Source organism: Bacillus mycoides (assembly GCF_000832605.1).
GTDB lineage: Bacteria > Bacillota > Bacilli > Bacillales > Bacillaceae_G > Bacillus_A > Bacillus_A mycoides.
The window spans coordinates 4,766,943-4,790,365 of the sequence record NZ_CP009692.1 but is presented as its reverse complement, the minus strand read 5'-3'; the positions used below and the strand labels follow the sequence as shown (position 1 = coordinate 4,790,365).

At 34.6% G+C, this 23,423-nt stretch carries 32 protein-coding genes and 1 pseudogene; 15 read left to right on the top strand and 18 right to left on the bottom strand.

Features of this window, described 5'->3' with window-relative positions:
- Positions 1–47: 47 nt before the first annotated feature.
- The 3 genes from BG05_RS26415 to dnaB all read left to right on the top strand — a co-directional run bounded on the left by BG05_RS26415 (position 48) and on the right by dnaB (position 3,072).
- On the top strand, positions 48–350 hold the full coding sequence (locus tag BG05_RS26415) for a hypothetical protein (RefSeq protein ID WP_002166246.1): 303 nt from the start codon (positions 48–50) through the stop codon (positions 348–350).
- Positions 351–925: 575 nt separating this feature from the next.
- Entirely contained in the window at positions 926–1,786 is an 861-nt protein-coding gene (locus BG05_RS26410) for a DnaD domain-containing protein (RefSeq protein ID WP_033733826.1), read from the top strand.
- The gene (gene dnaB / locus BG05_RS26405; protein ID WP_033733823.1) at positions 1,783–3,072 is read left to right on the top strand and encodes a replicative DNA helicase; all 1,290 of its coding nucleotides are present in this window, start codon (positions 1,783–1,785) and stop codon (positions 3,070–3,072) included. Before BG05_RS26410 ends, dnaB begins: the two co-directional genes overlap by 4 nt.
- 92 nt (positions 3,073–3,164) lie before the next feature.
- On the opposite strand, the gene BG05_RS26400 is transcribed toward dnaB, so the two are convergent.
- A complete protein-coding gene (locus BG05_RS26400) occupies positions 3,165–3,950 on the bottom strand; it encodes a TrmB family transcriptional regulator (RefSeq protein ID WP_002169021.1) in 786 nt (261 codons plus the stop codon).
- A 110-nt stretch (positions 3,951–4,060) separates the two neighbouring features.
- On the opposite strand from BG05_RS26400, the gene BG05_RS26395 reads away from it, so the two are divergent.
- Positions 4,061–4,828: a TSUP family transporter gene (locus tag BG05_RS26395; RefSeq protein ID WP_033733821.1), complete on the top strand. Its 768-nt coding sequence runs from the start codon at positions 4,061–4,063 to the stop codon at positions 4,826–4,828.
- 225 nt (positions 4,829–5,053) lie between these two features.
- Here the strand turns inward: BG05_RS26395 and BG05_RS26390 are convergent, their stop codons facing one another.
- Positions 5,054–5,941: a DMT family transporter gene (locus BG05_RS26390; protein WP_003187651.1), complete on the bottom strand. Its 888-nt coding sequence runs from the start codon at positions 5,939–5,941 to the stop codon at positions 5,054–5,056.
- Positions 5,942–5,990: 49 nt separating this feature from the next.
- Here BG05_RS26390 and BG05_RS26385 point away from each other — a divergent pair, with 49 nt between their 5' ends.
- Entirely contained in the window at positions 5,991–6,437 is a 447-nt protein-coding gene (locus BG05_RS26385; RefSeq protein ID WP_003187649.1) for a Rossmann-fold NAD(P)-binding domain-containing protein, read from the top strand.
- Between the two features lie 50 nt (positions 6,438–6,487).
- Here the strand turns inward: BG05_RS26385 and BG05_RS26380 are convergent, their stop codons facing one another.
- Positions 6,488–7,063, bottom strand: coding sequence for a TetR/AcrR family transcriptional regulator (locus tag BG05_RS26380; RefSeq protein ID WP_002186556.1), 576 nt, complete (start codon positions 7,061–7,063; stop codon positions 6,488–6,490).
- 142 nt (positions 7,064–7,205) lie between these two features.
- Here BG05_RS26380 and BG05_RS26375 point away from each other — a divergent pair, with 142 nt between their 5' ends.
- On the top strand, positions 7,206–8,681 hold the full coding sequence (locus BG05_RS26375; protein ID WP_016126644.1) for an MDR family MFS transporter: 1,476 nt from the start codon (positions 7,206–7,208) through the stop codon (positions 8,679–8,681).
- A gap of 43 nt (positions 8,682–8,724) precedes the next feature.
- On the opposite strand, the gene BG05_RS26370 is transcribed toward BG05_RS26375, so the two are convergent.
- The 4 genes from BG05_RS26370 to BG05_RS30340 all read right to left on the bottom strand — a co-directional run bounded on the left by BG05_RS26370 (position 8,725) and on the right by BG05_RS30340 (position 10,511).
- The gene (locus tag BG05_RS26370; protein ID WP_016126645.1) at positions 8,725–9,252 is read right to left on the bottom strand and encodes a permease; all 528 of its coding nucleotides are present in this window, start codon (positions 9,250–9,252) and stop codon (positions 8,725–8,727) included.
- Positions 9,249–9,731: a hypothetical protein gene (locus tag BG05_RS26365; protein WP_002188538.1), complete on the bottom strand. Its 483-nt coding sequence runs from the start codon at positions 9,729–9,731 to the stop codon at positions 9,249–9,251. Before BG05_RS26365 ends, BG05_RS26370 begins: the two co-directional genes overlap by 4 nt.
- On the bottom strand, positions 9,724–10,065 hold the full coding sequence (locus tag BG05_RS26360) for a PadR family transcriptional regulator (protein WP_002169012.1): 342 nt from the start codon (positions 10,063–10,065) through the stop codon (positions 9,724–9,726). Before BG05_RS26360 ends, BG05_RS26365 begins: the two co-directional genes overlap by 8 nt.
- A gap of 299 nt (positions 10,066–10,364) precedes the next feature.
- Positions 10,365–10,511 carry a YjcZ family sporulation protein gene (locus tag BG05_RS30340; RefSeq protein ID WP_000540380.1) on the bottom strand — a complete coding sequence of 49 codons (147 nt, stop codon included), beginning with the start codon at positions 10,509–10,511 and terminating at the stop codon, positions 10,365–10,367.
- Positions 10,512–10,711: 200 nt separating this feature from the next.
- Between BG05_RS30340 and BG05_RS26355 the strand changes: the two genes are divergently transcribed.
- The gene (locus BG05_RS26355) at positions 10,712–10,948 is read left to right on the top strand and encodes a hypothetical protein (protein WP_002140614.1); all 237 of its coding nucleotides are present in this window, start codon (positions 10,712–10,714) and stop codon (positions 10,946–10,948) included.
- Between the two features lie 127 nt (positions 10,949–11,075).
- On the opposite strand, the gene BG05_RS26350 is transcribed toward BG05_RS26355, so the two are convergent.
- On the bottom strand, positions 11,076–11,624 hold the full coding sequence (locus BG05_RS26350; protein ID WP_002166236.1) for a DUF4352 domain-containing protein: 549 nt from the start codon (positions 11,622–11,624) through the stop codon (positions 11,076–11,078).
- A 549-nt stretch (positions 11,625–12,173) separates the two neighbouring features.
- Complete coding sequence (locus tag BG05_RS30335) at positions 12,174–12,275, bottom strand: YjcZ family sporulation protein (RefSeq protein ID WP_000505688.1); 102 nt, start codon at positions 12,273–12,275, stop codon at positions 12,174–12,176.
- Between the two features lie 286 nt (positions 12,276–12,561).
- On the opposite strand from BG05_RS30335, the gene BG05_RS26340 reads away from it, so the two are divergent.
- Positions 12,562–12,762: a hypothetical protein gene (locus tag BG05_RS26340; protein ID WP_002087259.1), complete on the top strand. Its 201-nt coding sequence runs from the start codon at positions 12,562–12,564 to the stop codon at positions 12,760–12,762.
- Positions 12,763–13,022: 260 nt separating this feature from the next.
- Positions 13,023–13,481: a putative iron-sulfur cluster-binding metallochaperone gene (locus BG05_RS26335; protein WP_003187634.1), complete on the top strand. Its 459-nt coding sequence runs from the start codon at positions 13,023–13,025 to the stop codon at positions 13,479–13,481.
- Positions 13,482–13,600: 119 nt separating this feature from the next.
- On the opposite strand, the gene BG05_RS26330 is transcribed toward BG05_RS26335, so the two are convergent.
- Positions 13,601–13,924 carry a hypothetical protein gene (locus BG05_RS26330; RefSeq protein ID WP_002064068.1) on the bottom strand — a complete coding sequence of 108 codons (324 nt, stop codon included), beginning with the start codon at positions 13,922–13,924 and terminating at the stop codon, positions 13,601–13,603.
- A gap of 976 nt (positions 13,925–14,900) precedes the next feature.
- On the opposite strand from BG05_RS26330, the gene BG05_RS26325 reads away from it, so the two are divergent.
- On the top strand, positions 14,901–15,206 hold the full coding sequence (locus BG05_RS26325) for a hypothetical protein (protein WP_016126647.1): 306 nt from the start codon (positions 14,901–14,903) through the stop codon (positions 15,204–15,206).
- 61 nt (positions 15,207–15,267) lie between these two features.
- Here the strand turns inward: BG05_RS26325 and BG05_RS26320 are convergent, their stop codons facing one another.
- Together BG05_RS26320 and BG05_RS31775 are read right to left on the bottom strand one after the other, a co-directional pair.
- A complete protein-coding gene (locus tag BG05_RS26320) occupies positions 15,268–15,489 on the bottom strand; it encodes a hypothetical protein (protein WP_016093184.1) in 222 nt (73 codons plus the stop codon).
- A 12-nt stretch (positions 15,490–15,501) separates the two neighbouring features.
- Positions 15,502–15,705 (bottom strand): hypothetical protein, encoded by a 204-nt coding sequence (locus BG05_RS31775; protein WP_078179223.1) that lies wholly within the window; start codon positions 15,703–15,705, stop codon positions 15,502–15,504.
- Positions 15,706–15,861: 156 nt separating this feature from the next.
- On the opposite strand from BG05_RS31775, the pseudogene BG05_RS30325 reads away from it, so the two are divergent.
- Positions 15,862–16,049: pseudogene (locus BG05_RS30325) on the top strand (N-acetylmuramoyl-L-alanine amidase C-terminal domain-containing protein); the annotation flags it as partial.
- Between the two features lie 78 nt (positions 16,050–16,127).
- On the opposite strand, the gene BG05_RS31890 reads toward BG05_RS30325, so the two are convergent.
- Together BG05_RS31890 and BG05_RS26315 are read right to left on the bottom strand one after the other, a co-directional pair.
- Positions 16,128–16,250, bottom strand: a complete 123-nt coding sequence (locus BG05_RS31890) for a hypothetical protein (protein ID WP_003187628.1) — start codon at positions 16,248–16,250, stop codon at positions 16,128–16,130.
- Positions 16,251–16,343: 93 nt separating this feature from the next.
- Positions 16,344–16,685: a YolD-like family protein gene (locus BG05_RS26315; protein ID WP_002035052.1), complete on the bottom strand. Its 342-nt coding sequence runs from the start codon at positions 16,683–16,685 to the stop codon at positions 16,344–16,346.
- A 155-nt stretch (positions 16,686–16,840) separates the two neighbouring features.
- On the opposite strand from BG05_RS26315, the gene BG05_RS26310 reads away from it, so the two are divergent.
- Together BG05_RS26310 and BG05_RS26305 are read left to right on the top strand one after the other, a co-directional pair.
- A complete protein-coding gene (locus BG05_RS26310; protein ID WP_002064072.1) occupies positions 16,841–17,146 on the top strand; it encodes a barstar family protein in 306 nt (101 codons plus the stop codon).
- A 112-nt stretch (positions 17,147–17,258) separates the two neighbouring features.
- Positions 17,259–17,522, top strand: coding sequence for a DUF3937 family protein (locus tag BG05_RS26305; RefSeq protein ID WP_002125684.1), 264 nt, complete (start codon positions 17,259–17,261; stop codon positions 17,520–17,522).
- Positions 17,523–18,577: 1,055 nt separating this feature from the next.
- Here the strand turns inward: BG05_RS26305 and BG05_RS26300 are convergent.
- Together BG05_RS26300 and BG05_RS26295 are read right to left on the bottom strand one after the other, a co-directional pair.
- A complete protein-coding gene (locus BG05_RS26300) occupies positions 18,578–19,753 on the bottom strand; it encodes an MFS transporter (RefSeq protein WP_002125689.1) in 1,176 nt (391 codons plus the stop codon).
- A gap of 288 nt (positions 19,754–20,041) precedes the next feature.
- Positions 20,042–20,353 (bottom strand): ArsR/SmtB family transcription factor, encoded by a 312-nt coding sequence (locus BG05_RS26295; RefSeq protein ID WP_003187693.1) that lies wholly within the window; start codon positions 20,351–20,353, stop codon positions 20,042–20,044.
- Positions 20,354–20,547: 194 nt separating this feature from the next.
- On the opposite strand from BG05_RS26295, the gene BG05_RS26290 reads away from it, so the two are divergent.
- Complete coding sequence (locus BG05_RS26290) at positions 20,548–21,132, top strand: CGNR zinc finger domain-containing protein (RefSeq protein ID WP_002125692.1); 585 nt, start codon at positions 20,548–20,550, stop codon at positions 21,130–21,132.
- A 165-nt stretch (positions 21,133–21,297) separates the two neighbouring features.
- On the top strand, positions 21,298–21,852 hold the full coding sequence (locus tag BG05_RS26285; RefSeq protein WP_002125693.1) for an HPP family protein: 555 nt from the start codon (positions 21,298–21,300) through the stop codon (positions 21,850–21,852).
- 166 nt (positions 21,853–22,018) lie between these two features.
- On the opposite strand, the gene BG05_RS30320 is transcribed toward BG05_RS26285, so the two are convergent.
- Positions 22,019–22,126, bottom strand: coding sequence for a YjcZ family sporulation protein (locus BG05_RS30320; RefSeq protein ID WP_000505673.1), 108 nt, complete (start codon positions 22,124–22,126; stop codon positions 22,019–22,021).
- Between the two features lie 294 nt (positions 22,127–22,420).
- The gene (dhaQ, locus tag BG05_RS26280) at positions 22,421–23,419 is read right to left on the bottom strand and encodes a DhaKLM operon coactivator DhaQ (protein WP_033733833.1); all 999 of its coding nucleotides are present in this window, start codon (positions 23,417–23,419) and stop codon (positions 22,421–22,423) included.
- Positions 23,420–23,423: the final 4 nt, after the last annotated feature.

Below are 23,423 nucleotides of genomic sequence, written 5' to 3'. Positions count from 1 at the left end.
ACCTTGTTTTTGTAGATCATTGAAAAGTGCATATAGGGGGATACATAATGAAATTTGTTACTATTGTGGAGTATTCAAATTTATCTTTTGAAGCGAAAGTATTGCAGGATCTTGCTGACATCGAGCTTTCTATTCAAGAAAGATGTGAGCTTTTAGACATCTTTTATCGAGTAAATCGGTATGGTCTTGATAGGGAAATGTTAGGAAATCATCTTCAAAAAGATGTAGATGCAGAGCTTGGAACTATCAGTATGGTAGTATACAGTAGTGATCAGGTTTTAGAGTTGATAATTACTCAAAATACGGCATCTGAAATTTTTATAACGAATTGTTATAAAAAAAGAAATTAAAAGTTTTAGGGATCTAGAATACGAGCTTTCGTATTCTAATCCCAAAAAATAATTACCCTTATATGAACGAAAATGATACAAACAAGGTTATAAGAGATTGAATAATAAAAGGAGGTACTATTGAAGAGAAGTAAACTTAACTATTAGTTCAAATGGATTGAGATGGTGGAAATAAATATAAAAAGATATTTGATATTGAGTTTGACTAAATAAAAGATAATTTAAGTTTAGATAATCGTATTTTATTGTAGGGAATGAAATAGTTATGTTTTACTAACGCTTCTATAGTCTCAGAAAATCCAATCTCTTAGAAAGAGCCTCTAATATTATTTAGAGGCTCTTTTATTTTGTGAAATTATAATTTATATGTGATAGATAGCCCCTCCCATACCCCTACAAAGCCCCTACCAAGTAATAAATCACTAAGAAAAAACACAACAAAACAAAAACAACAACAAACACCGTAGTAGTAGTCAAAAAAAAATTGAAATAACACGCCAAAAACCCACTCCTCCTTCCTATATATAGTACAAAGAAGAATTTTTTACTTTTGAATCGGGACAGGAGGAATTAGGATGGCGGTGTATCGTAATGTGCAGGTGAATTTTTGGCAGGATGATTTTGTTTTGGATTTGACGCCGGAGGAGCGGTATTTTTATGTTTATTTGTTAACTTGTTCGAAGACGACGCAGTGTGGGATTTTTCCTTTTCCGAAGCGGTTAGCTGAGATGGAGACTGGTTATAATCGGGAGACTGTTGATAAGTTAGTGCAGCGCTTTATTGATTATGGGAAGATTCTTTATGATGCGGATACTCGGGAGTTATTCGTTTTGAATTGGCTTCGTTATAATCCGGTGACGAATACGAATGTGGAGAAGTGTGTGCTTCGTGAGCTGAAGGGTGTGAAGAATAAGGAGTTTGTACATATGTTTCTTCAGAAGTGCGTAGAGGAGGAGCTGAATGTTCCGATGCTTTTAGCACATTTCGGTATGCCGAGTGATTTGGCTGTTGATGTGGATCCAGATCCAGTTTGTGAAGAGGCGGAAGAAGAGGTTATAGAGGAAGAGACGGGAAGTCGCGTGTTTTCTTTTTATGAGCAACATTTTGGTAGTTTGTCTCCTCATACTGTGGAGGAACTGAGTGCGTGGATGGAAGATTTGTCAGAGGAGCTTGTGCTGAAGGCTCTTCAAATTGCGTTTGAGAATAATAAGCGGACGGTTGCTTATGTGAAGGGGATTTTGAGAGGTTGGCACGGGAAAGGATTTACGAAAGTTTCTGAGGTTGAGGCGGATACGGCTCAGTTTAGGAAGAAAGAGTCGTCTGTGAGTAGTGGGGAGACGGAGGAGTTTTTGACGAGGTGCGAGGAGTGGGAGAAGAATGCGCCGTCAGAGGAAGAGTTGCAGCGCTTTTTAGCGGAACGCGGGTGGCGTCCATGAGTATTCAAAATGTGGAGGCGGAAAAGACGGTATTAGGTTCTCTTTTAATTGATGGAGAGCTTATTAAGGAGTGCCGTTTGACGGAGCATTATTTTTCTATGCCGGTGCATAAGTCTATATTTCGGTTAATGCGAAAAATTGAAGATGAAGGGCAACCAATTGATCTTGTGACGCTCGTTTCTCGGATGAATCCAAATTTTTTGGAGAATATCGGGGGAATGGAGTATTTTATAGCATTAATAGAGGGTGTGCCTACAACTGCCAACTTCTCTTATTATGAGGGGCTTGTTCGAGGTGCATGGAAAATGTATCAGGCTGGCATTCTTGGGCGCAAGATGGGAGAGCGTCTTATTGCGGAGAAGAATGAGAAAATTATTGGTGAGACAATTACGGAACTTTGTGAGTTAGAGGAAAAGGACTGTGTATGTGAGTTTGATTTGAAGGATGCGTTAGTTGGTTTGTATGAGGAGCTTCATCAAGATACGAAAGAGAATACTGGTATTGAGACTGGTTATACATCGTTAAATAAGATGACGTGCGGATTGCAGGAAGGTGATTTTGTCGTTCTTGGTGCGCGTCCTTCTATGGGGAAGACGGCGTTTGCATTAAATATCGCACTGCATGCGGCGAAGTCTGGAGCGGCAGTTGGATTGTTTTCGTTAGAGATGAGTAGTAAGCAACTGTTAAAAAGGATGGCGTCTTGCGCGGGCGAAGTGTCAGGAGGTAGGCTGAAAAATCCGAAGCATCGTTTTACGATAGAGGACTGGGAAAAGGTGAGTAAGGCGTTTGCGGAGATTGGTGAGTTACCGCTTGAGATTTATGATAAAGCAGGTGTTACAATGCAGGATATTTGGATGCAGACTCGTAAGTTAAAGAGGAAGCATGGGGATAAAAAGCTTTTAGTCATTGTGGATTATTTGCAGCTTATTACGGGCGATCCGAAGCATAAGGGCAATCGATTTCAAGAGATTAGTGAAATTTCTCGTAAGCTTAAGTTATTAGCGCGTGATTTAAATGTTTGTATAGTAGCATTGTCACAATTGTCTCGTTCCGTAGAGTCACGTCAAGATAAGCGTCCGCTTTTATCAGATTTAAGAGAGACAGGACAGATTGAGCAAGACGCGGATGTCATTATGCTTATGTATCGCGAAGATTATTACGATAAGGAAACGATGCAGAAAGAGATGACGGAGATTCATGTGGCAAAGCATCGGAATGGGCCTGTGGGTAGTTTTAAGCTGAGATTTTTGAAGGAGTTTGGGCGGTTTGTGGAGGGGAATAGTTAAAAGACTGGAGTATCACTTTGTAAATAAAATAAAGCATAAGTTTTCTATTTCATTAACTTATGCTTTATTTTTTGATTCTTTCAATATGTTTCTTATTTTTCCATAAAGAAGGATTTTCTCTCTGTAGTAATCCATTGCTCCAAATCATCTTGGCTACGTTGTACAAGTCGATTCACTAAAACATCATGCCATACATAATCCTCTAATAGGTATATATGAACGGGGTCATCTGTATAAAAAGCAATATTACGCTCTTCAAGTGATGGTCCATAAATCATCTCTTTAGAATCTATCGATAAAATAAACCAATGTTCTGTAGACAGGGTTTCTGTATAAGGTGTTATACGATGGGCTTCTAGATTTTTAATGGGATTTTCAACATGCAGGGTAATACCTTGTACTGTAACTTTATCAGCTACCTCAGATAGTTCCTCTTTTAACGCTTCATACATCTCATCCCACATTGAAATGACAATACGTTTTTGAGCTTTTTTTATTAATGCCTGACAATAGCTAATGATTGTTTTATTGTCTTTTAAAGTAATCACTCGATTATCCGTTTTTTCCTCGGAAGTTTCTAGTTTTTTTAATGAATCACTGATTACTTCATAAGTAGACTGCCATTCTGATTGCGCCTTTTGTAAAAAGATTTCAACAGGTAGAGGTGAATAGCGAGTGGTGTCATTTATTTCTTCCTTCATGACAATTCCTTTTTCTACAAGGTTACCCAAAATCTCATAAATTCGCGCTCTTGGGATACCCGAATCCTTACTCACTTGGTAGGCTGTGACAGGCCCCTGTTTAACAAGAGATACATAAGATTTAGCTTCATACTCATTAAAACCAATTTTTTTAAGCTGTTGCACTATGTAGTCCACTTTTTTCGTCCTCCGATGTTTGCTTTTATATTTCAACGTTACAATAACTGTTTACATTTAGCAAATTATTAGTTACTATTCAGATAGTGACTAAAGGAGAGATTAATAGTATGGATTTTTATTTAGACCCATCAGTATTAATTATTTTGATTGCTTTTGGATTTTTAGCTGCATTTATTGATTCAGTTGTAGGTGGTGGAGGACTCATTGCTTTACCAGCTTTATTATTTACAGGACTGAATCCAGCAAGTGCAGTAGCTACGAATAAACTAGCGTCGACAATGGGAAGTGCAACTAGTAATATTGTGTTTTATCGTTCTGGTAATCTTGATTTGAAATCGGCGTTTAAATTATTTCCACTCACTTTCATAGGTTCCATAATAGGAGCATGGACCGTTCATTTAATGAACCCAGAAGTACTGAAGCCATTGATGCTGATCATGCTTGGTGCGGTTGCCATTTATACGATATTCAAAAAGGATTGGGGTAGTATTTCCACTCATAAAAAATTGTCTGGTCGACACGTCATTATCTTTACTTTTTTTGTTTTTGCTATTGGTTTTTATGATGGATTTCTAGGTCCTGGCACAGGTTCGTTTTTAATGTTTGCTCTTTTATTTATTGGGTATGATTTTTTAAAAGCAGCAGGTAATGCGAAGCTTCTTAATTTAGGAAGTAATGTTGGTGCATTGTTGATATTTATGTATGTAGGGCAAGTAAACTATGCGTATGGTTTTATAATGGGGATTGCTCAAATTGCTGGAGGGATTGTTGGCTCCAAATTTGCTATAAAAAAAGGAAGCGGGTATGTTCGTGCTCTTTTCATTACAGTAACTTGTTTATTGTTAGCGAAAAATCTGTATGACTATATTCAGTAAATAATTTTGAACATCTTCACTTCAAAGAACGTAGAAAAGGTCAAATATGAAGGCTACATAAAATATAAGAAGATACTAGGGGCAAATTTCTTTTAACATTTTTTAGATGCTACCTTATTCGAAGATAGCATCTAAAAAAGTCTCATTTAAAAGAAAATCTAAGTGAAGAGAATGATATAAACTCATATTTTTTCTGGGGTATGTTTATTGATCATAGTGAAATGTTTACTCTATATTCTTCTTATAATTAGGCCGCAACAAACTCTTAAAATCTATCTCAGCAATCAACACACTCAATAATATAAGCGTCGCCCCTAAATACCCTTTTCCTGTGAGCGTTTCACCTGTGAAAACAAAGGCAAATCCTGCTGAAAAGACAGGTTCTAATGAAAAGATAAGTCCCGTATGTGTTGGCGTCGTGTATTGCTGGGCGATAACTTGTACGATGAATGCGACCGCGGTACAAAATATGCTTAAGGCTAAGATGATTAGCCATGAGTTGATCGTGCTAGGAAGTTTTGGGGTTTCCATCACTAATGAAAAAATAAGACTAAATAGGCCGACGAAACCGAGTTGTACTACCCCAAGTGCAATCGAGTTCACATGTTTTGTTACGTTTCCAGTAATGATGACATGAATGGCATAAAATAAAGCAGACAATATGCAAAATATATCGCCGTTACCGATCTTGAATTCACTAGTTAATGTTAATAAGCCAATTCCTATTATCGTTAACACAATTCCTAATATAACTTTCTTTTCAGGAATGTGTTTTAAAAATATAGCTGATAATATCGGAATAAAAATGACTGTGAGACATAGTAAGAAACCAGCATTAGACACACTTGTATACTTTGTACCGAATGTCGCGAAAATATAGACGATAAATAAAACGGAAGCTAGTATAAAAGCATATTTTACAGTTTTAAAATCGACTTTGAATAAATGTTTGTAAAATATTAAACCTGATAAAAGAAAGGCAATAATAAATCGTAATGCGATTAAATTATATTCTTCTATGCCATCAAGTCCAAGCTTTGTAAGTAGGATGGATGCACCCCAAAAAAATGTAACTAGTAGTAGCATTAAATCAGCTTTTAATTGAATTTTCATTTCTATTCCCTCGTTATGTATAATTTATGATTCCATACCCCTATCCCCATTGTTTATTTTAATATTAATTCTGAATATTTGGAACGAAAATTTATCGACGTTTTTAGTTACGTACGAATTAACGTTATCTACCGCAAAAACATTAGCGAAGTTAAATCCAAACATGACATTCATTTACGTATCCGGTAGCGGAACAGATAGTACAGAATCAGGACGTACGATATGGGCGAGAACGGAAAATGAGTTATTACGTTTACCTTTCAAATCTGCGTATATGTTTAGACCAGGATTGATCATTCCGGCAAATGGTGTGAAATCAAAAACGAAATCATATCAATTGATGTATGATGTGATGAAGTCCTTTAATCCTCTGTTGAAGCGATTCGGCAGTGTGATAACTTCTGAGCAGTTGGGAAGAGCTATGGTGCGAGTTGGGAAAGATGGATATTCTCGTTCAATTATAGAAAGTTCGGATTTGAAGAAAATCGGTAAGTAATAGTATGTAAAAAACGCCTATTTCATATAGGCGTTTTTTTGATGGTGAAGTTATTCTTCTTCAAACTGAAAAATATTCCGGTTAATAAGTTGGTGGAGATACCTATCCATTTCAGCAGCAGAAACGCTTCTTTCATTTTTAAACCACCATGCACTTAATGAGGTGATTGCCCCTGAATAAAATTCAATGATTAAATCATTTGGCATCGTATGGTTTTTGCAAAGTTGATTTAACGCTTCTATTTCTTGTTTTCTCGTTTCGTGACTTAAATACTGTGTACGGCTAATAAATTGTTCATCAGACATTTGCGTCTCTAATATTTTACCGATTTCTTCATGGTGTAGAAATTGTTCCATTACTTGAAATGGTTTACTTAATCGATCTGAAATCGGTATTTCAGCAATCATCTTGCTGTAGCGTTTAAATCCAAATGCTAATAAAGCATCTTTATCTTCAAAGTGTTTATAAAAAGTTGTTCGGTGTACCATTGCACGATCACAAATTTGGTTAATCGTGATAGTACTATATTTCTGTTTTGATTGCGTCATTAATTCAAATAAGGAATCCCATAGTAATTTATGTGTACGTCTAATACGTAAATCAAGTTGTTTTTCATTATCATTCATCTACAATTCTCCTTTTTTGTAGATTAAATATACAATGGCTGAAAATTGATTCTCCCTTTTTAATCTACATATGTATATTATATTACATGTGTTCCGGTGTATTTAAAGCTTTTTAAGTAAGAAACAGGAGGAGAATTTGTAAATGAATATAACAACTAAGAGCCCTGCAAGTGGCAAAGTTGATACTTCTAATATGAAACATACCCCGATTTTAATTGCATTACTTTTAGGGGCAATGGTTGCATTATTAAACGAAACATTACTTGGTAATGCGTTAACTGTATTAATGAAAGAATTCGACGTAACAGCTTCAACGATTCAATGGCTTTCTACAGCATACATGTTAGTAGTTGGTGTTTTAGTCCCGATTACAGCGTTACTTCAGCAATGGCTCACAACGAGACAAATGTTTTTGATCGCTATGGTAACGTTTTTAGTCGGTACATTAATTGCGGGATTCGCACCGACATTTTCTATTTTATTAGTTGGCCGTATCGTCCAAGCTGTAGCGACGGGGTTAATTTCACCGTTATTAATGAATACGATTTTACTTATTTGTCCGCCTGAAAAACGTGGTGCCACAATGGGATTAATCGCACTTGTGATGATGTCTGCTCCTGCAATTGGTCCTACATTATCTGGAGTAATTGTGGATTCATTAAATTGGCGCTGGTTATTCTATATTGTTATTCCTATCGTGATCATTTCAATTATGATTGGGATGAAGTACATTCAAAATGTTTCAGAGTTAACAAGGCCAAAAGTGGATTATCCATCTATCCTTTTATCGACATTAGGATTTGGAGGGCTTGTGTATAGCTTTAGTGCATCGGGTGATTTAGGATGGTCTGATGCGAAAGTGTATGGCACTTTACTTGTTGGGCTTATCTCATTATGTATTTTTGTCGTTCGACAATTGAAAATTGAGAATCCGATTTTAGAATTACGAGCATTTAAAGTTCCGATGTTTACAATATCAGTTGGATTAATCGTCATTGTGATGATGTCGTTATTTTCAACGATGACTTTATTACCGATGTTCCTACAAACAGTTTTACTCGTTACAGCATTTAAATCAGGACTAATAATGCTTCCAGGAAGTATTATTAGCGCCATAATGGGACCAATCGCAGGTAAACTGTTTGATAAATTTAGCCCGAAAGTTGTTATCGTTCCCGGGATTGTGTTAGTAGGTATTGCAATGTTCTTATTTAAAGGCATTACTCCTGACACATCAATGGTACAAATTATTGTCATGCATAGCGTATTAATGGTCGGACTCATGTTTGTAATGACAGCACAAACATATGGTTTAAATCAATTAACACCAGATCTATATCCGCACGGAACAGCGCTGTTTAATACGTTACAGCAAGTAGCTGGCGCAATTGGTACGGCTATCTTTATTTCGAAAATGTCTTCAGGAACAACTAAGTATATGGAAAGCTCAGCAAATCCAATGGATCCAGTAGAGAAGTTAAACGGTTTAACATCTGGATTCCAAGGCGCATTTACACTAGGGTTAATCTTTATCGTTATTGCTTTTATCGTATCGTTGTTCTTAAAAGAAGAGAAAAAGGAAGTAAAGGCAGCGAGGGTTTTACAGAACGAAAATTAAGGTTCATATTAAAAAGACATCTTTACAAGATAAAGATGTCTTTTTACATTTCTTTCGTAATATCATACTGCAACAACTGCCGTTGATCATAAAACTTCTCAAAAACGATGCCCATTACGTAGAAGAACAACAGACCGAAGCAAATGTGAACGAGCGTAAAGGTAGCTCCGAATGAAGAAAATTCATACACCATAATCGGTAATTTCGCAGTTGTCCAAACACCTAAGAAAAATACGATGTACCTAATGCTGGCGCCTTTTTTTAATAGTAGTGCTGCAATCGGAAAGGCAACATAGAGGGGACCAGCTGCAATTCCGCCTAATAATAGAGAGAATAATATTCCATATATGCCGGACTTTTCTCCCATATATTTCATTAGCGTTTCTTTCTTCACCCACTGATCAAGTAACCCTACAAATATTAGGACAGGGGGGAGTAGAAACAACATATCTAAAATGCTATTCCCTGTTAATTGTAATGCGCTCCATCCTAAAGATTGGTTTATAAAAGTTAGAATGATAAGTCCAATCAGCAAAATGAAAAAGAAGCGATATCTTTTTAGTTCTTTCATACCATCACCACCCAAATGATATAGGAGAATAGGAGTGACATGAGTAATGCAGATGCATTACGAGCGTAAGCAAAGCTTCGTCCGAATATCTTTTGTTCCATCGGCAAGGTTGTAATTCCTACTGACATTAGTGTAGACATGAGTGCCGCAACTTGAGGAAGACCTGCGCCGTGCTGTACTAACGTATTACCAAGAGGAAATACGACAAAGCTTGGGATAAGTGCCACAGATCCGAGTAGTGCTGAATAAATAATACCTAAAAATCCAGACTGTTCTCCAATGATGGAAGAGATGAAGGACGGCGTTAAGATAGAAAGTGATAGTCCAACGAAAAGCATAATGGAGAGCATGGCAGGGAGGAGGTTTCGAAATATTTTCCATGATTTTAATAGGGCAAATTTCGTTTTATTCCGATCCTTCATAAAAGAAATCCCCGTAAGAATAATGGCCAAAGTGTAAAGGATAGCGCCATTAATCATGATTAGATTCCTTTAAGTCTTTATATTTGTCTAAGAAAAATGATAAGTTTTTCATTTTTTCCTCAATATCCATTTGAAAATCCGCTAATTGTTCTTTTCCGGCTGTAGTAATTTTGTACATCTTTCTCGGCTTATCTGGAACTGATGTACTTACATAAGATTCAATAGCACCTTCGTTTTCTAATTTCTTCAGCGTGCGGTAAAGGATGGCACTATCGATTGGATTGACCGGAAGTTCTTCGTCACATTTCTGAAGTAGCTGCCCGCCATAGTTATCACCTTCTGCTAAAAATAACAAAAGAAATGCACCTGTATGTCTTCCTGTATGCTTCATGAATATACCTCCTAGAATGAATTGGAATATATACTGTTAATGACAGTATACTGTTGTTAACAGTATATGGTGCATGAAGTGCTATGTCAATTTAAAAATGTTACTGAGGAGAAATGGCAATTCATGTTTTAATCTTGTTAAATAACAAAATAAAAGCCTACTGTTTTCTTGTGACAGTGGCTTTCATAGTTGGTAAACTACTATATTACGCTTAGGGAATCTCGCCTTTTGATAGTAACACATATATGTTAGCCCTATATTGAGAAATAAAAAAAAGACACTCTCAAGAGTGCCTCTTATTAGCAGCCGAATCCGCCGCCCCAACAGCTAGCTCCAACGATGATTAATAAGATAAAGAGCACAACAAGTAAGGCGAATCCACCGCCAAAACCACAGCCTCCACCACAACTACCACCATAGCCTCCACAACTACCACCATAGCCCATATTAACTCCTCCTTCCATAAAGTCCATATATTAATGGATTTATATCACTTTATGTTTTTACGGATAAACTTGAGCAGGTCCTTTTGAAAAAATAAAAGTACTCGGTATTTTAAAAGAGTTGACGAACTTATTTTTGTCACGAGTATTCCGCTTATTACATATGGTATTTTATTCTGTGCATTGGGGGAAAGGAGATCGTTATGGCTAATTCTGAGATGATATTACGTTTACTTACGGATTTAAAGATTGAGCAGCAAGCTTTAAAAGAACAGCTGGAGAAAATGCAAACAGCTTTGAGTATTCTTGAAGAAAAACCAACTATTCCTGAAGAGAAATCAACTACTCTTCAAGAGAAACCAGTTGTTACAAAGCAACGTGGACATTCTGGGTTTCCAACATCTTTTCGTGATTGGAGAGCATCTTCTCAAAAGAACTAAGGAATCCTATTATAGTGAGTTATACAAAATCACAAATGAAAAAGTACAGTCTACTGTAGTTAATACAGAGGCTGTACTTTTTGTTATGTTAGTATAATTTGTGATAGGTGGTTTGTATTTTCTTTGACTATTCCACCTTTAACTCGATCCCTTCATCCAGCATATCTCCATTAATTTTCAAAGTTAATCCTTGCGTATTTTTCGGAACATCGAATACAATGTTCCCTTCCGAATTTTCATTAGGATTAAGAACACCAAATTTAAATGTAGCAGTATTTGCAGCTTTAAGTACTAATTGAGATTCATTAGAAATGTGATATTCTCTTCCGGTTCCGTCAATTAATTTAAAGTTATTGTTATTTAGTGTAATGGGTTCCTCTTGACGATTATAAACTGCGACGTCTAATACTTTAAATACACCTTGTGCTTTAACTTCTCCATTACCTATAACATCTAATGAATCGGCAGAGTGTATTGATATGTATACATCAGAAGAATCTCCATGGGTGGGAAGTTCTTTTTGAGGATCCTTGTTGCTAAGTTCATCATTCTTTGTTTCTTTAGAAGTCTCCTGTTCGTTTTTCGTGTTACTGCTAGATGTATCATGTGAACTGCAAGCTGATAATCCAAATAAGAATGTGCTACATAATAATGATGTTAATAACTTTTTGTTCATAGTTTGTTCCTCCAAAATAAAAGTACTTTCATGGGTGCCATAATGATTTAATAAATCTATATTTTTCTTTATATGTATTAAATGTTACATTTTATTATATTGGTTTTGGGATAAAAAGGAAACTTGATGCAAATAAACAAGACACTTTGCAGTGTCTTGTTTATTTAAGTTATGCGCATTACTTAATAAGACGCTAGTTTCTCATCCTGAACATGAGTAACTATGTAGGGTGTTTTAATTATAACATTTTAACCAGTAATGGGTCTATATGGAATTTTTAATAGTTGTTTTTAATTATTCAGAATGATACACGTGGTGAAAGGTATATATTATCTATAATAATTGTGTATATAACTAGCCTTGTAATGAGTTTCTACTATATTTTAAATTGAAATATAAATGAAAAGAAAAGCACAAAGAAGGGGCTGTGGAATATGGGCGCTTGGGGAACTGGATTATTTGTATGTCACACTAAAGACCGAAAGTGATGAAGAGCTTTTTATTACAAAGAAAAGACACCCATATAAGAGTGTCTTTTCCGATAGTTTTTTAGCAGAAGCAAGAAGCTCCAACAATGATCAATAAAATAAACAATACAACTAGTAAAGCAAAGCCGCCGCCACAACTACTACAACTACCACCAAATCCCATAATAGTTCCTCCTTTAATAAGAGGGGAAAACAAGGGGTCACTCATGTATTTTAACGGATTCAAATTACTTTATGTTTTTTACGCAATAATTGAGCAGGTCCTTTTGAAAATAAAGAAAAGACACCCTAAGGTGCCGTTCTCCGACTTGAACCATCTTAATTTTAATAATATTGGTCATTGAGAAAAAAGAAAAAGCCCTATATAGAGGTATCACCACACGACTAGCCAGCACTCACACCTAAAAACAGGATGGAATGATAAAATGGAAGTTTAAGGAGGGGGAAGAATGAAAAATGTACATAGATGGTTAAATTATTTTGGTTTTATATGTGTGTGCATGTCTAGCTTCGGTTTTGTTTCTCGTTGGATTTTTCGTGATGTGATTGCACTCGATCAATTACTTGTTTTGAGTATAGGAATTATTATTTTAATAACAGTATTTTTTGTAAAACGTTGTAGTAAAGAGTTACGAGGTGATAAAGGTTAATCGCCCTAAATGTAGTTTTAGAATTTCGCAATCGGAGTATATTGCTGAAAAAGGCTTATTGAATAATGACAGTTTATTTTAAGAAAGTAAATCGATAATATAGTAAATAATACTTTCCTTGACCCTGTACTATGGCACAGGGTTTATACTTTATATGAGGTGAGACAGATGCAATATCTTATTATCGAAACTTTAATAGATTCAGAAAAGAAAGTAGAAGAATATTTATAAAAATAATAAATTGTAAAGGTGGGAGAATAATGGAAGATTGTTGTAGTAACCTTAAAGGAATAAAAATTGAAAATAATGGTCATTGTCCATCATGTAAAAATAAAGCTAAGAATGTAAAGTTGATTACACTAAAATCATTGCTTAAGCCATCGGCATTAGAAACATTAAATGCTAAAGAAAATCACTATTTTTGTTCAAACGAAGATTGTGATGTAGTCTATTTTGATACGAATAATAAAAAATACTTTGTATCGGACATAAAGGTAGCTGTAAATCAAAAAGATGACTCAGCAACTACACCAATTTGCTATTGTTTTGATTGGACAAAAGAAAAAATCAAAAAATATGTAGAAAATGGACTTACTCCTAATCCAGTAGAGCATATTCGCGAAAACATAAGAGAAAATCGATGTGGTTGTGAAGTAAACAATCCACAAGGTAGTTGTTGTTTAGGCAATGTTACAACTTATATTAGAAAAATGTCATAAGGAACTTAAATGTTGCTTTTTTTCACCAAAATACTTTGGGGTATTTCAAGATCTCAAGTCGATGGGCATGTGGCGTTGCCTCATGCTCACCAAGCTAGTTAGTGTATGTTAAGTAAACCTTATGGATTTGTATATCTCATCCATCCACTTTCAGATTGTTTCGCTTTATACTTCCCATAAGACAGAAGCTTCATTGCCGAGCGATTGGCCGCATGAAAAACCAAGTTTAGCTTCAATTCTTCCTCCATTTCACTGGGATAGGTGGTAGATTCATAAACATAATAACCCGCCATGATACAGGGGATTACTTGCTCCGGTTCAAATCCATAAGCAGTTGCATCATCCACAACCAAATCAATGATGCATCGGTTTCCATCTTTAACTTTTTTCTGGAGTAATTTTTTTACCGATCCTGGTACTAATTCTAATATTTTATCCTTCATGTCAGTCACCTCATCTTTTATCATGTCCAGATAGCCTGGGGATATGTGTCAAACAGAATGAAGTTCCAACCGTAATTACACTGGTTTAACAAGATCTTAAGGACTATATCACCCTAAAAGAGAAAATGGCTTTAAATAAAAGAAACCCCGATTGTCTGCGGGGCTCCTAAGAGTAATCGTCAAGTAATGACGTACTCGACTAATTAACGATATCATGAATTTTTTGGTAAAAATAATGGTAAATGTGTCCAAATGAATAAGGGCATCATTTGGAACAAAAACGCTATTTTAATTTCAAACAAAAGAACAGTCAGCAAAAGCTAACTGCTCGGTTCTCCAAGGGGGAACAAGGAGAAAGTAACTTAATCGGTTGTCTACAGTATTGACGGAATATTGAATTTTATTCAGGGGACTATGTTATATGATTGATAAAAAATTCCTTTATTAGCAGTAAAACTCCGAGGAGAGACAAGACTTCAATTGAGAACCAAAACATGCTTTTTTGAGGTTTTTTAAACTCCATTATTATGGAAGAAAATAAAAAGGTTGCAATCATCATGATAATTAAGAGACGGATTATATCAGACATTAATAGCACTCCTAATATTTAATCAGTTTCATTATATAGTTATTTCCAATGAGATGGAATTTAAGAATTGTTTTATTGAAATTCGAACAGAAAAGGTCCTGTTGTCTCCAACAGAACCTTTTCTAAAATGGCAAAGAGTAACTCTTACCTTACTCTTCTGCTATATAATACACAAAACACGTATAGATTTGTAGAACAAGAAATTCCAATATAATTATTTGAATAAAGTGTTTAAAAGTATCTTGTCGGGGTTTAATATAAGGAATTAAATTACAAACGTTGATTTATCAATGGATATTAATGATGAACTAGAAAATGATAGTTAATAAAGAAATATTGCATATTCAATTGAAATAGAAATTTACAAGTAGAAAGCGAGGAATAACAATGGGGCTAGGAAACCATAGAACAGAAAATAGTTTGAGTGTAAATGACAGGTGTTCCGGGTTCTACTATTTATGCGAAGAATGTCATTGGGAATTCCATAGACACTTCGAAACAGTTAAATTAAACGAGTATGTTACGGAGGCACCTAAATATACAGAATTGATAGGATTATGGGAAGTATTGAATGATCCATTATCTATGAAAGAGTTCAAGGAACTTGTTTATAAAGGATTGGATTTAAAAAGAAATGTACAAAAATTATTTAATGAAGAAGAAATAGAAGCAAACAACAAACAATTAAAGTAGCGAATTCGATGCTTTTTTATTTTACATAGAAAAAAGGAAACCGCAAAGGATCCTTTTTATATTAAGCTGCTTTATAATTTTTATTTTTAATCCTATTTCTAGTATCCATAAATGCGGCGAATGTCGCTATAGCACCACCTAAATCATAAATTTGGAATTTGTGGACAAAAGCAAGTCCTACAATGAAATTGTAGCTGTATATAAAGCATGTAATACCGAACAGCCATAACATGAACTTTAAATCTTTTAAGCTCAATCTATAATTCTTAATTTTTTTCCACATATGTATCAACTCCTATTGTTCTGAGGTTCTATAGTTTTTCTTGCAGATCTCTCGCATGTCTACGATAAAGAATAGAAAGAAGATAACAGCTGCGATGCCATTAACCCAGTAATACGTATGTCCCATCGTGAATCCATCATAGAAGGAATAGGCATTCCAAATTATAAGGATTATTGAGCAGATAGTAGAGATCATTAATGAGCCAAAACTTCTCATGCTTTTCACCTCGATTCAAAGTTTTAGAACTTTTCGTACAATTATACATTTAAATAAAAAGATTTACAAAAGGAATTACCATAAGGAGGGGGTATGACTATACGCTCTAACGGGACAAACTGTTGGGAATTGTGAAGGAAACGGCGGTTCTAATGTGGATATCAATACGTTAAGTCAGGTGGATTCGATACTAACTCCTTAGATGAAGCTATTCAAGCTATGGCAGAACGAGGAATAAAAGGTAGCGTTAATGTTGATTCACTTTCTGGACTATGTGTTATATCCAAACCGATGTCCTACCTAATACAGAGTTAGATAAGATTACTTGGTGGGTGGATACTTGATCAGGTGGTAAATGGTGGTATGAATATATCAAAGTTAGATAATAGTTGAAGCCGTCCTTAATCGGGCGTTTTCAACTATTATCTAAATGCTTCTTTAGTTTTCTCTATTGTGTTCTGTTCCTCTTTTGTATTTGTAAATTCGATAACCATAACAGACAGTCCAAAACCTAAACAAACAGCCTTTATCTTGCTAATTCTCACAAGAACTTACACTTTTTCTCTATCTGTATTTAACCTAGAATACAAGATTCTTTCATTTTTATTCCTGGATATATTTGAAAAACTGTATGTTTTTTATCTCAAATCAATTACATCTATAAATTTAAGGAAAACTCTGTTATAAGATGCATCAGTGCAAGTTATTAAATTCTTTATCGGATTTATGTCAGTTACAGTCACATATCTAGTAAGTAAATGACCATCTCTATAATAAGTAATCAATACCTTCTCTTCAGAAAGAAATGAACATAGTAACTTGTTTTCAATAATTTCTTGTTTGTCTTGGGTTAATGTAGGGCGCTCCACTTTTGTTTGTTTTTTAACAATCTTACCAATACCGATGAATTTCTTCGGTATTGAAGCGAATGGAGTCCGCTTAATCATTCCTATTTCTTTTGGCATATGTGTATAGTTCATGCTGTACATCTCCCTGATTGCTATAAATAACTGTATCATTATATCAATTTTTGAAGATGTTAGGATTATTTATATAATTATAAAATAAACATTTAGAGGTTTTTGACTCCTTATAAAATCAATCCAATTTAACTAAGTATGATTTATATATATAATTGAGTAATGAACATGAATCAATTATTGTCATAGATGTAAGCAACATTTATAATGCAAAAGAATTGCATTTACTTCTTAAAGAGAAGCTTGAGTTTCCTGATTTGTACGTGGAAAACTGGGATGCTTTTTGGGATTGTATTACAGGATTTGTGTGTCCTTTGCCAAACAAAATGATCTTCGACGGATGGTCAAAGTTTGAAAAAAGGTTACCGAGAGATACAAAAATAATGAAAGAGTGTCTTCTTGATTATAATGAAGAGGATAGAAAGGATCCTGAATGGAAAAGCGAATTCTTATTTAATTGAATACTGTCAATATGATATGTAAATATACATATTGTATTTATTTGGGTTTTTTGTATGTTAAAATCAAATATAAGGATGTAAATATATAACAAACCAAAAGTAGGAATATCCAATGAATTTTGAGAGGTGTTACATGTTTAAAAATAAGAAATTAATTCGATTTTGTCTAACATTATTTGTATGTTTATCTGTAATTGATTTTACAATCGGTTATTTTCAAACATATCTTGAAACAGCAGCAGATATTGAATGGATAATACCAAGAATTTGGAAAACTATTTTGATAGATGCTCCTGAAAGCATACTTGTTATTTTAGGTGCAATAGCTTTATATGATTTCACAAAAGAGACATCGCCAAAAGACGCATCAATCTAAATGCGTCTTTTTTCAAATTTCTTCAATTAGCAATTTCATGGAGAGTCTTGCTGCAAAAGTAGAATAAGAAGCCCTAATCAAGGTGTTTTGCAGAAAAATCAGTCTTTTAATTCTTGTCAGTGAAATGTAGATTTACGATGTTTAGATATTTGTATGAGTATCAGGAGATATATGGTTGATTAATGACTGTCTTTAAAAAGAAAATTTAATTATCTGTATTTATATTTATATGGTAAAACAGTACAGTGTTTATAAATTATAGGGGGTATATAATGTGATTAATGAAATAGTTTGGGGAAGTCCAGGTAGTTTGCTCTGTTTAGGCTTTTTTTTGCAGGTTTGGGAGTATTCATAAGATTGTCTAGAATGCCGAAATAATAAAAAGTTTAGTACATAACCGGTGTTAATAGATGAAGCTTTGCTTTATGGGCGATTAACGAGTGTTTTAGAAAAAACATATTTATGACTTATTGAAAAAAGACGCCTGCATGAGCGTCTTTTTTATTAAAATTTATATTTTAAAGATTTACCTAGAAGAGAACAATCTATTAATTAACAAAAAAGAAAAGACACCCTAAGGTGCCTTCCTCCGACTTGAACCATCTTAATTTTAATAATATTGGACTCCCGTCCGAATATTATTTTACCATGTTAAGTTGTTTTTGGAAATATGCCATATCGATACAATACACGTTTTAGTTTTTGAATTATTTATTTGTTTAAAAGTTGAAATTAATAAGAACCCCATAAATGATAAACCATTCCACTAACAAAAAACACTAATCCTAAAAACAAAACAATTAAAGCAAGTACTCCATTTTGATTATGTTCCATAAAATTAGCTCCTTTTAGATTTATTTTTATCCCGCTATTTGTGGGAGCCCTGCTGCCCGTAAACGCCCGATTGGTGAAGGATAATACTCAGTGGGGGGATGAACAAAACCCCCGCTGAGTAAAGTTTCACTTTATATACAAAAAAGCCTTTAGTCGTAATTATGGCTAAAGGCTTTGATCATTATACTTTTTAGTTTATAAAATTTGAAACTGAAAATGTACTAACTTGATAATGAAGCCTGGCTATTAGAATTGAAAAATTTTAGTTTTATTATAATTAACAGAAATGAGAGTAGTGTGAAAATGAATCCGCTCCAAATAAGCTGGTGAATACCTAAGTTTGAAATGAACCAGCCTCCAATAGTTGTTCCTAAAGTAATTCCGAGATTGGAGAACGAAACGAATAGACTATTACCAAATTCAGGCGCTTCTTTTGCTTCGCTTATTAACCATGTTTGACCAACAATTAATCCACCAGCATGTACGATTCCCCAAATGAATACGATAAAAATCATTGGAACAAGGTAGGAACCTAAATAATAAACCAATATGTAAACAATAGAATATAGGATAGGAAATAATATTACTGTATTTACTATACTTTTTTGCAGGAGACTACCAAATAAATGATTGCCTAAAATCATAACGATACCAAATATGAATAGCATGATACTGATGAGAGATCCGTTCATGGAAGTTACTTTTGCAAGGTACTCGGCGAAGTAGCTGTATACGGAAAACATGGCTGCAAAAAGGAATGTGACGGTTAAAATATTCAACCATAATCCTGGTTTGCCGAGTATACGAATTTGTTTGCCGAATGACATTTTTTCTTTAACAGGCATAGAAGGAAGTAGGATTAGTATTCCAATGAATGCAAGAGTGTTAACAAGCGCTCCGAATAAGAAAGCAATTTCGAGTGAAAATTGGTCTGCAAGGTAAGAGGTTAGTGGTACACCTAAAGCAAAGCCAACAGTAATTCCCATGAAAACTTTTGTAACCGCTTGACCGCTCTTTTCTGGAGGGACAAGTTTAGCAGCTGTTACAAGAGCAATTGAAAAGAAGAGTGGGTGAAGTGCTGCCGGTAAAATACGGAAAATAAGCATGATTTCAAATTGTGTTGTATAAGCGTAGATTATATTTGAAATAACAAATATGAAAATTGCTGATAATAAAATTATTTTGCGATTAATACTAGAGACGAGCAGAATTAAAAACGGACCAGAAATAGCAACAACTAGTGCAAATATACTTACTAAAAATCCAGCTTGTGTAGTTGAAATTCCAAATTTTTGAGTGATTTGTGGTAATACGCCGACAATACCCATCTCGGTAGTAATAATTCCGAACACACCTATTGCGAGTGTCAGAATAAGTAAAGGATTTACTTTTTTCATTTATAAAACTCTCCATTCGTATCAGTATTTTGAAAGTAAATTCATTAACAAAGAAGCATTATTACAAGTATGATTGGATGCCAATATTATCAGGACTATGTAATTCGAAATACAATAACAGATATCTAAATAACTAGATATGATATGTTAAAAAATTTTCTCCTTTCTATGTTTCTTGCTTTTATAGGTAGTGCAATTTTATAAAAAAATAATTGGATGCCTGTAAAAAAGCAGAATGTGTGAAAGCTAATAATCAATTAGTATGCAGATTGATTATTAGCTTTCATTTTATAATTCGTTTTGAACGTATTCAGAAAACTCTCGTATTATTTTTTCATTTCGGCGATAGTATGTCCATTTTCCAATTCGGTCAGAGTCTAGTAGTCCTGCTTTTTTCATAGTTAATAAATAACTAGAAATAACCGATTGGGCTAAGCCAGTTTTAAGCTGGATATCTCCTACACATACTCCAACTTGAAAGCTAAGGCCTTGCTCTAGATAAGGTTTTTCATCGAAATGGTTTTCTGGATTTTTCAACCATGATAAAATTTGACATCTTGTTTCATTTGACAATGCTTTATAAATTAATAAAGGTTCCATAAGGATATTATATCTACTTTTATAGATTTGTAAATGGGTTTTGGTGATTTTAAAGGAAGAAGGCATATGTAGATTCCTTTAAATGTGGATGAGATGTTCTAGTAATAGGGCTTTTTTCTGGATGTGAATTTATAAAAAGTTGCACCGTCATATTGCTTTAGAATATGATTGGTTAAAGAGTAGGTGATGAGTACATGCAGGAAACAAAACAATTCCCGCTTATATCTGGAAATCTCTCATTAGATTTAGTGAATACAGAGTTAGTTAGGCGTGGACAACGTTATGATTTATTAATAACAGATGAAGATGTATTAGAATGGCTACATGTAATAAAGGCTAATCTTCCTTTTTGGAATGAAAAAACACTTATAGGAATTCAAGAGCGAGTGAATCAAGTTACATCTAGCATATTAGAGGTAAGAGAAGTACTGAGAAAACAGTTTGAGGCAATTGCTGATCTGCACGAAATTTCTAATGATTTTATTGCGTATTTAGAAAAACAAATTGAGAAGGCACCATTTACATATAAAGTCATTGAACAGCGTCTAGTACCTATCCCAGTTGGAGAAATTGAGGATGTACTTGTATCGTTAATTGCATTTGATGCTTTAACGTTAATAGCAGAAAATAAGCTTATTTCTCTTAAAAGGTGTTCAAACCCCGACTGTGTTTTATTATTTATAGATAAAAGTGGAAAACGAAAATGGTGTTCTATGAAAATATGTGGGAACCGGAAAAAAGCAGCAAAATTTCAGGTTCGAAAATCTGAAGAGGTTTAGGAATCAGCTTATAGCAGTTGATTCTTTTTTTTGTATCTTTTAACTAACCTCTAAAATGAATATTTACAGGTTAGTTAATTCGGGTTATAATTATTGGTAAATAAAGTGAGACTTTAGTCAGTGGGATGTCCATCCCTGCGAATAGCGCGATAAAGGAGGAAAACGATGGATAATATAACAGCAGCTAAGCAGAAAGAGGCTCAACCAATAAGTGTACGATATTTTGCAAAAATGAAAGGGAAAGGGAGAAGTCCATTACAAGTAAATATAAAGGATTCTTTAACGGGACTACTGGGGGGATTTTTAACAATTCTCACCTTAACATATTTAACGAGTATAACTTCTACAGAATTACTAATGGCTCCATTTGGAGCGAGTTGTGTATTAGCGTTTGGAGTTTGGAATGCACCGCTATCTCAGCCGCGTAATATTATTGGAGGACATTTGATTTCAACTTTCATTGGTCTATCAATATATCATTTGTTTGGGAATGAATATTGGACAATTGCTTTAGCAGTCGGGGTGTCGATTGCTATTATGATGTTAACAAGAACAACGCATCCTCCGGCAGGGGCTGATCCAATTGTCGTTATTTTAGGAGCAAATAGTTGGAGTTATTTAGTAACGCCGGTTTTAGTTGGTTCCGTTGTTATTGTAGTTATTGCTTTATTTATTAATAATATGAGTAGTAAAAGGAACTATCCAACTTTTTGGATATAGTTTGTAAAGTGAAAAACAATTTAAGTAAGTACTTTATTTTTACTATGTTTCATTTTTTATATAGAAAAAGCCTTTAGTCGTAATTATGACCAAAGGCTTTCATTCTCATTCTTTTTAGTTTACAAAGAAAAGACACCCATATAAGAGTGTCTTTCCGATAGTTTGTTTAGCAGAAGCAAGAAGCTCCAACTATGATTAATAAAATAAACAATACTACTAATAAAGCAAAGCCGCCAGAAAATCCACAGCCGCCACAACTACCACCAAATCCCATAATAGTTCCTCCTTTAATAAGAGGGGAAAACAAGGGGTCACTCATGTATTTTAACGGATTCAATTTACTTTATGTTTTTTACGCAATAATTGAGCAGGTCCTTTTGAAAATAAAAAAAAGACACATTAAGGTGCCTTTCTCCGACTGGATAACCGCATTTCGAAATTGGTGGATAACTTGCAAATAGTATGTATGCTTCGATTTATTTACAGATACCTAAGGTTTATACATTCTTCATATAAGTCAGTACTTTTGATTACTAAACGTTCAATCATCATAAGGTTTAGTTTATTGTTACCAACCACTCGCTCTAACATCCGCCTTCAACCACTTCACCCAATCCGAATCTTCTATTTTAAGCAAACTGAGCGAAACACCTTTCATATCTAAAGAAGTTAGCAGTGTACCAACCTTTACGAACTTCACATGTAAGCCTTCCAGCTCACATAAACGGCGAATATCGTTTGCGAAAATGTATTGTTCCATTAATGGTGTCGCACCGAGTCCGTTAATGAGGATGGCGAAGTTGTCTCCTTTTCTCCAGCGATAAATGCTTTTTAGTTTATTCATAAGTTCGATTGCTAATATTTCAGAAGAGGATAGTGCTTCTTTGCGGTAACCTTTTTCGCCGTGGATACCGACGCCGTAAAACACTTCATCGTCGTTTAATGTGAAGGAAGCTTTTCCCTGCATGGGATCATTGGCAGGTGAAAGGGCGACTCCTAATGTGTGTAAGTTTTTGATGACAGATTGCCCAAGCGTTGTTAATTCTTCTAAAGAGCGGCCTTCAAGAGCGGCCGTACCAAGTATTTTTTGAACGAAAACAGTACCAGCGACGCCGCGTCTTCTTTTATTAAAAGAAGCATCATCTTCAATTGAAACGTCGTCATTTACGATGATGTGGTCAATTTGTCTTCCTTCTTCTTTGGCGATTTGTTCTGCCGCTAAAAAGTTTTCTACGTCATCTTTAAAGTTTTTTATGATGAATAAAATACTTTTATCTTTTGGCATGAGGCGAGTTGCCGCAATAATTTGTTCCACTGTAGGCGGAGTGAAGATACTGCCGTTTACTGCCGCCATAAGCATTCCGTTTCCTACATAGCCAATATCAGCTGGTTCGTGTCCGCTACCACCGCCGCTTATAATGACAACGTTTTGCTCCATTTCTGCGATATCTTTTACATAAATGATGTCATGTGTTTCGTCGTAATTTACTTTGTCGTTATGTTCAAAATAAAAGCCATGCAGCATATCTTGAACGATATTTTCTACATCATTCATAATCTTTTTCATTGCT

Excerpts from the sequence above, each read along its gene's own strand:
- BG05_RS26410 (WP_033733826.1), top strand. The coding sequence starts at position 926 with ATGGCGGTGTATCGTAATGTGCAGGTGAATTTTTGGCAGGATGATTTT.
- BG05_RS26290 (WP_002125692.1), top strand. The coding sequence starts at position 20,548 with ATGCAGGAAACAAAACAATTCCCGCTTATATCTGGAAATCTCTCATTA.
- BG05_RS26325 (WP_016126647.1), top strand. The coding sequence starts at position 14,901 with ATGGGGCTAGGAAACCATAGAACAGAAAATAGTTTGAGTGTAAATGAC.
- BG05_RS26335 (WP_003187634.1), top strand. The coding sequence starts at position 13,023 with ATGGAAGATTGTTGTAGTAACCTTAAAGGAATAAAAATTGAAAATAAT.
- dnaB (WP_033733823.1), top strand. The coding sequence starts at position 1,783 with ATGAGTATTCAAAATGTGGAGGCGGAAAAGACGGTATTAGGTTCTCTT.
- BG05_RS26295 (WP_003187693.1), bottom strand. The coding sequence starts at position 20,353 with ATGGAACCTTTATTAATTTATAAAGCATTGTCAAATGAAACAAGATGT.
- BG05_RS26330 (WP_002064068.1), bottom strand. The coding sequence starts at position 13,924 with ATGAAGGATAAAATATTAGAATTAGTACCAGGATCGGTAAAAAAATTA.
- BG05_RS30320 (WP_000505673.1), bottom strand. The coding sequence starts at position 22,126 with ATGGGATTTGGTGGTAGTTGTGGCGGCTGTGGATTTTCTGGCGGCTTT.
- BG05_RS26360 (WP_002169012.1), bottom strand. The coding sequence starts at position 10,065 with ATGAAGCATACAGGAAGACATACAGGTGCATTTCTTTTGTTATTTTTA.
- BG05_RS26320 (WP_016093184.1), bottom strand. The coding sequence starts at position 15,489 with ATGTGGAAAAAAATTAAGAATTATAGATTGAGCTTAAAAGATTTAAAG.
- BG05_RS31775 (WP_078179223.1), bottom strand. The coding sequence starts at position 15,705 with ATGAGAAGTTTTGGCTCATTAATGATCTCTACTATCTGCTCAATAATC.
- BG05_RS26305 (WP_002125684.1), top strand. The coding sequence starts at position 17,259 with ATGAATTTTGAGAGGTGTTACATGTTTAAAAATAAGAAATTAATTCGA.
- BG05_RS26350 (WP_002166236.1), bottom strand. The coding sequence starts at position 11,624 with ATGAACAAAAAGTTATTAACATCATTATTATGTAGCACATTCTTATTT.
- BG05_RS26315 (WP_002035052.1), bottom strand. The coding sequence starts at position 16,685 with ATGAACTATACACATATGCCAAAAGAAATAGGAATGATTAAGCGGACT.
- BG05_RS30340 (WP_000540380.1), bottom strand. The coding sequence starts at position 10,511 with ATGGGCTATGGTGGTAGTTGTGGAGGCTATGGTGGTAGTTGTGGTGGA.
- BG05_RS26380 (WP_002186556.1), bottom strand. The coding sequence starts at position 7,063 with ATGAATGATAATGAAAAACAACTTGATTTACGTATTAGACGTACACAT.
- BG05_RS30335 (WP_000505688.1), bottom strand. The coding sequence starts at position 12,275 with ATGGGATTTGGTGGTAGTTGTAGTAGTTGTGGCGGCGGCTTTGCTTTA.
- BG05_RS26390 (WP_003187651.1), bottom strand. The coding sequence starts at position 5,941 with ATGAAAATTCAATTAAAAGCTGATTTAATGCTACTACTAGTTACATTT.
- BG05_RS26395 (WP_033733821.1), top strand. The coding sequence starts at position 4,061 with ATGGATTTTTATTTAGACCCATCAGTATTAATTATTTTGATTGCTTTT.
- BG05_RS26355 (WP_002140614.1), top strand. The coding sequence starts at position 10,712 with ATGGCTAATTCTGAGATGATATTACGTTTACTTACGGATTTAAAGATT.
- BG05_RS26340 (WP_002087259.1), top strand. The coding sequence starts at position 12,562 with ATGAAAAATGTACATAGATGGTTAAATTATTTTGGTTTTATATGTGTG.
- BG05_RS26370 (WP_016126645.1), bottom strand. The coding sequence starts at position 9,252 with ATGAAAGAACTAAAAAGATATCGCTTCTTTTTCATTTTGCTGATTGGA.
- dhaQ (WP_033733833.1), bottom strand. The coding sequence starts at position 23,419 with ATGAAAAAGATTATGAATGATGTAGAAAATATCGTTCAAGATATGCTG.
- BG05_RS26300 (WP_002125689.1), bottom strand. The coding sequence starts at position 19,753 with ATGAAAAAAGTAAATCCTTTACTTATTCTGACACTCGCAATAGGTGTG.
- BG05_RS26365 (WP_002188538.1), bottom strand. The coding sequence starts at position 9,731 with ATGATTAATGGCGCTATCCTTTACACTTTGGCCATTATTCTTACGGGG.
- BG05_RS26415 (WP_002166246.1), top strand. The coding sequence starts at position 48 with ATGAAATTTGTTACTATTGTGGAGTATTCAAATTTATCTTTTGAAGCG.
- BG05_RS26375 (WP_016126644.1), top strand. The coding sequence starts at position 7,206 with ATGAATATAACAACTAAGAGCCCTGCAAGTGGCAAAGTTGATACTTCT.
- BG05_RS26285 (WP_002125693.1), top strand. The coding sequence starts at position 21,298 with ATGGATAATATAACAGCAGCTAAGCAGAAAGAGGCTCAACCAATAAGT.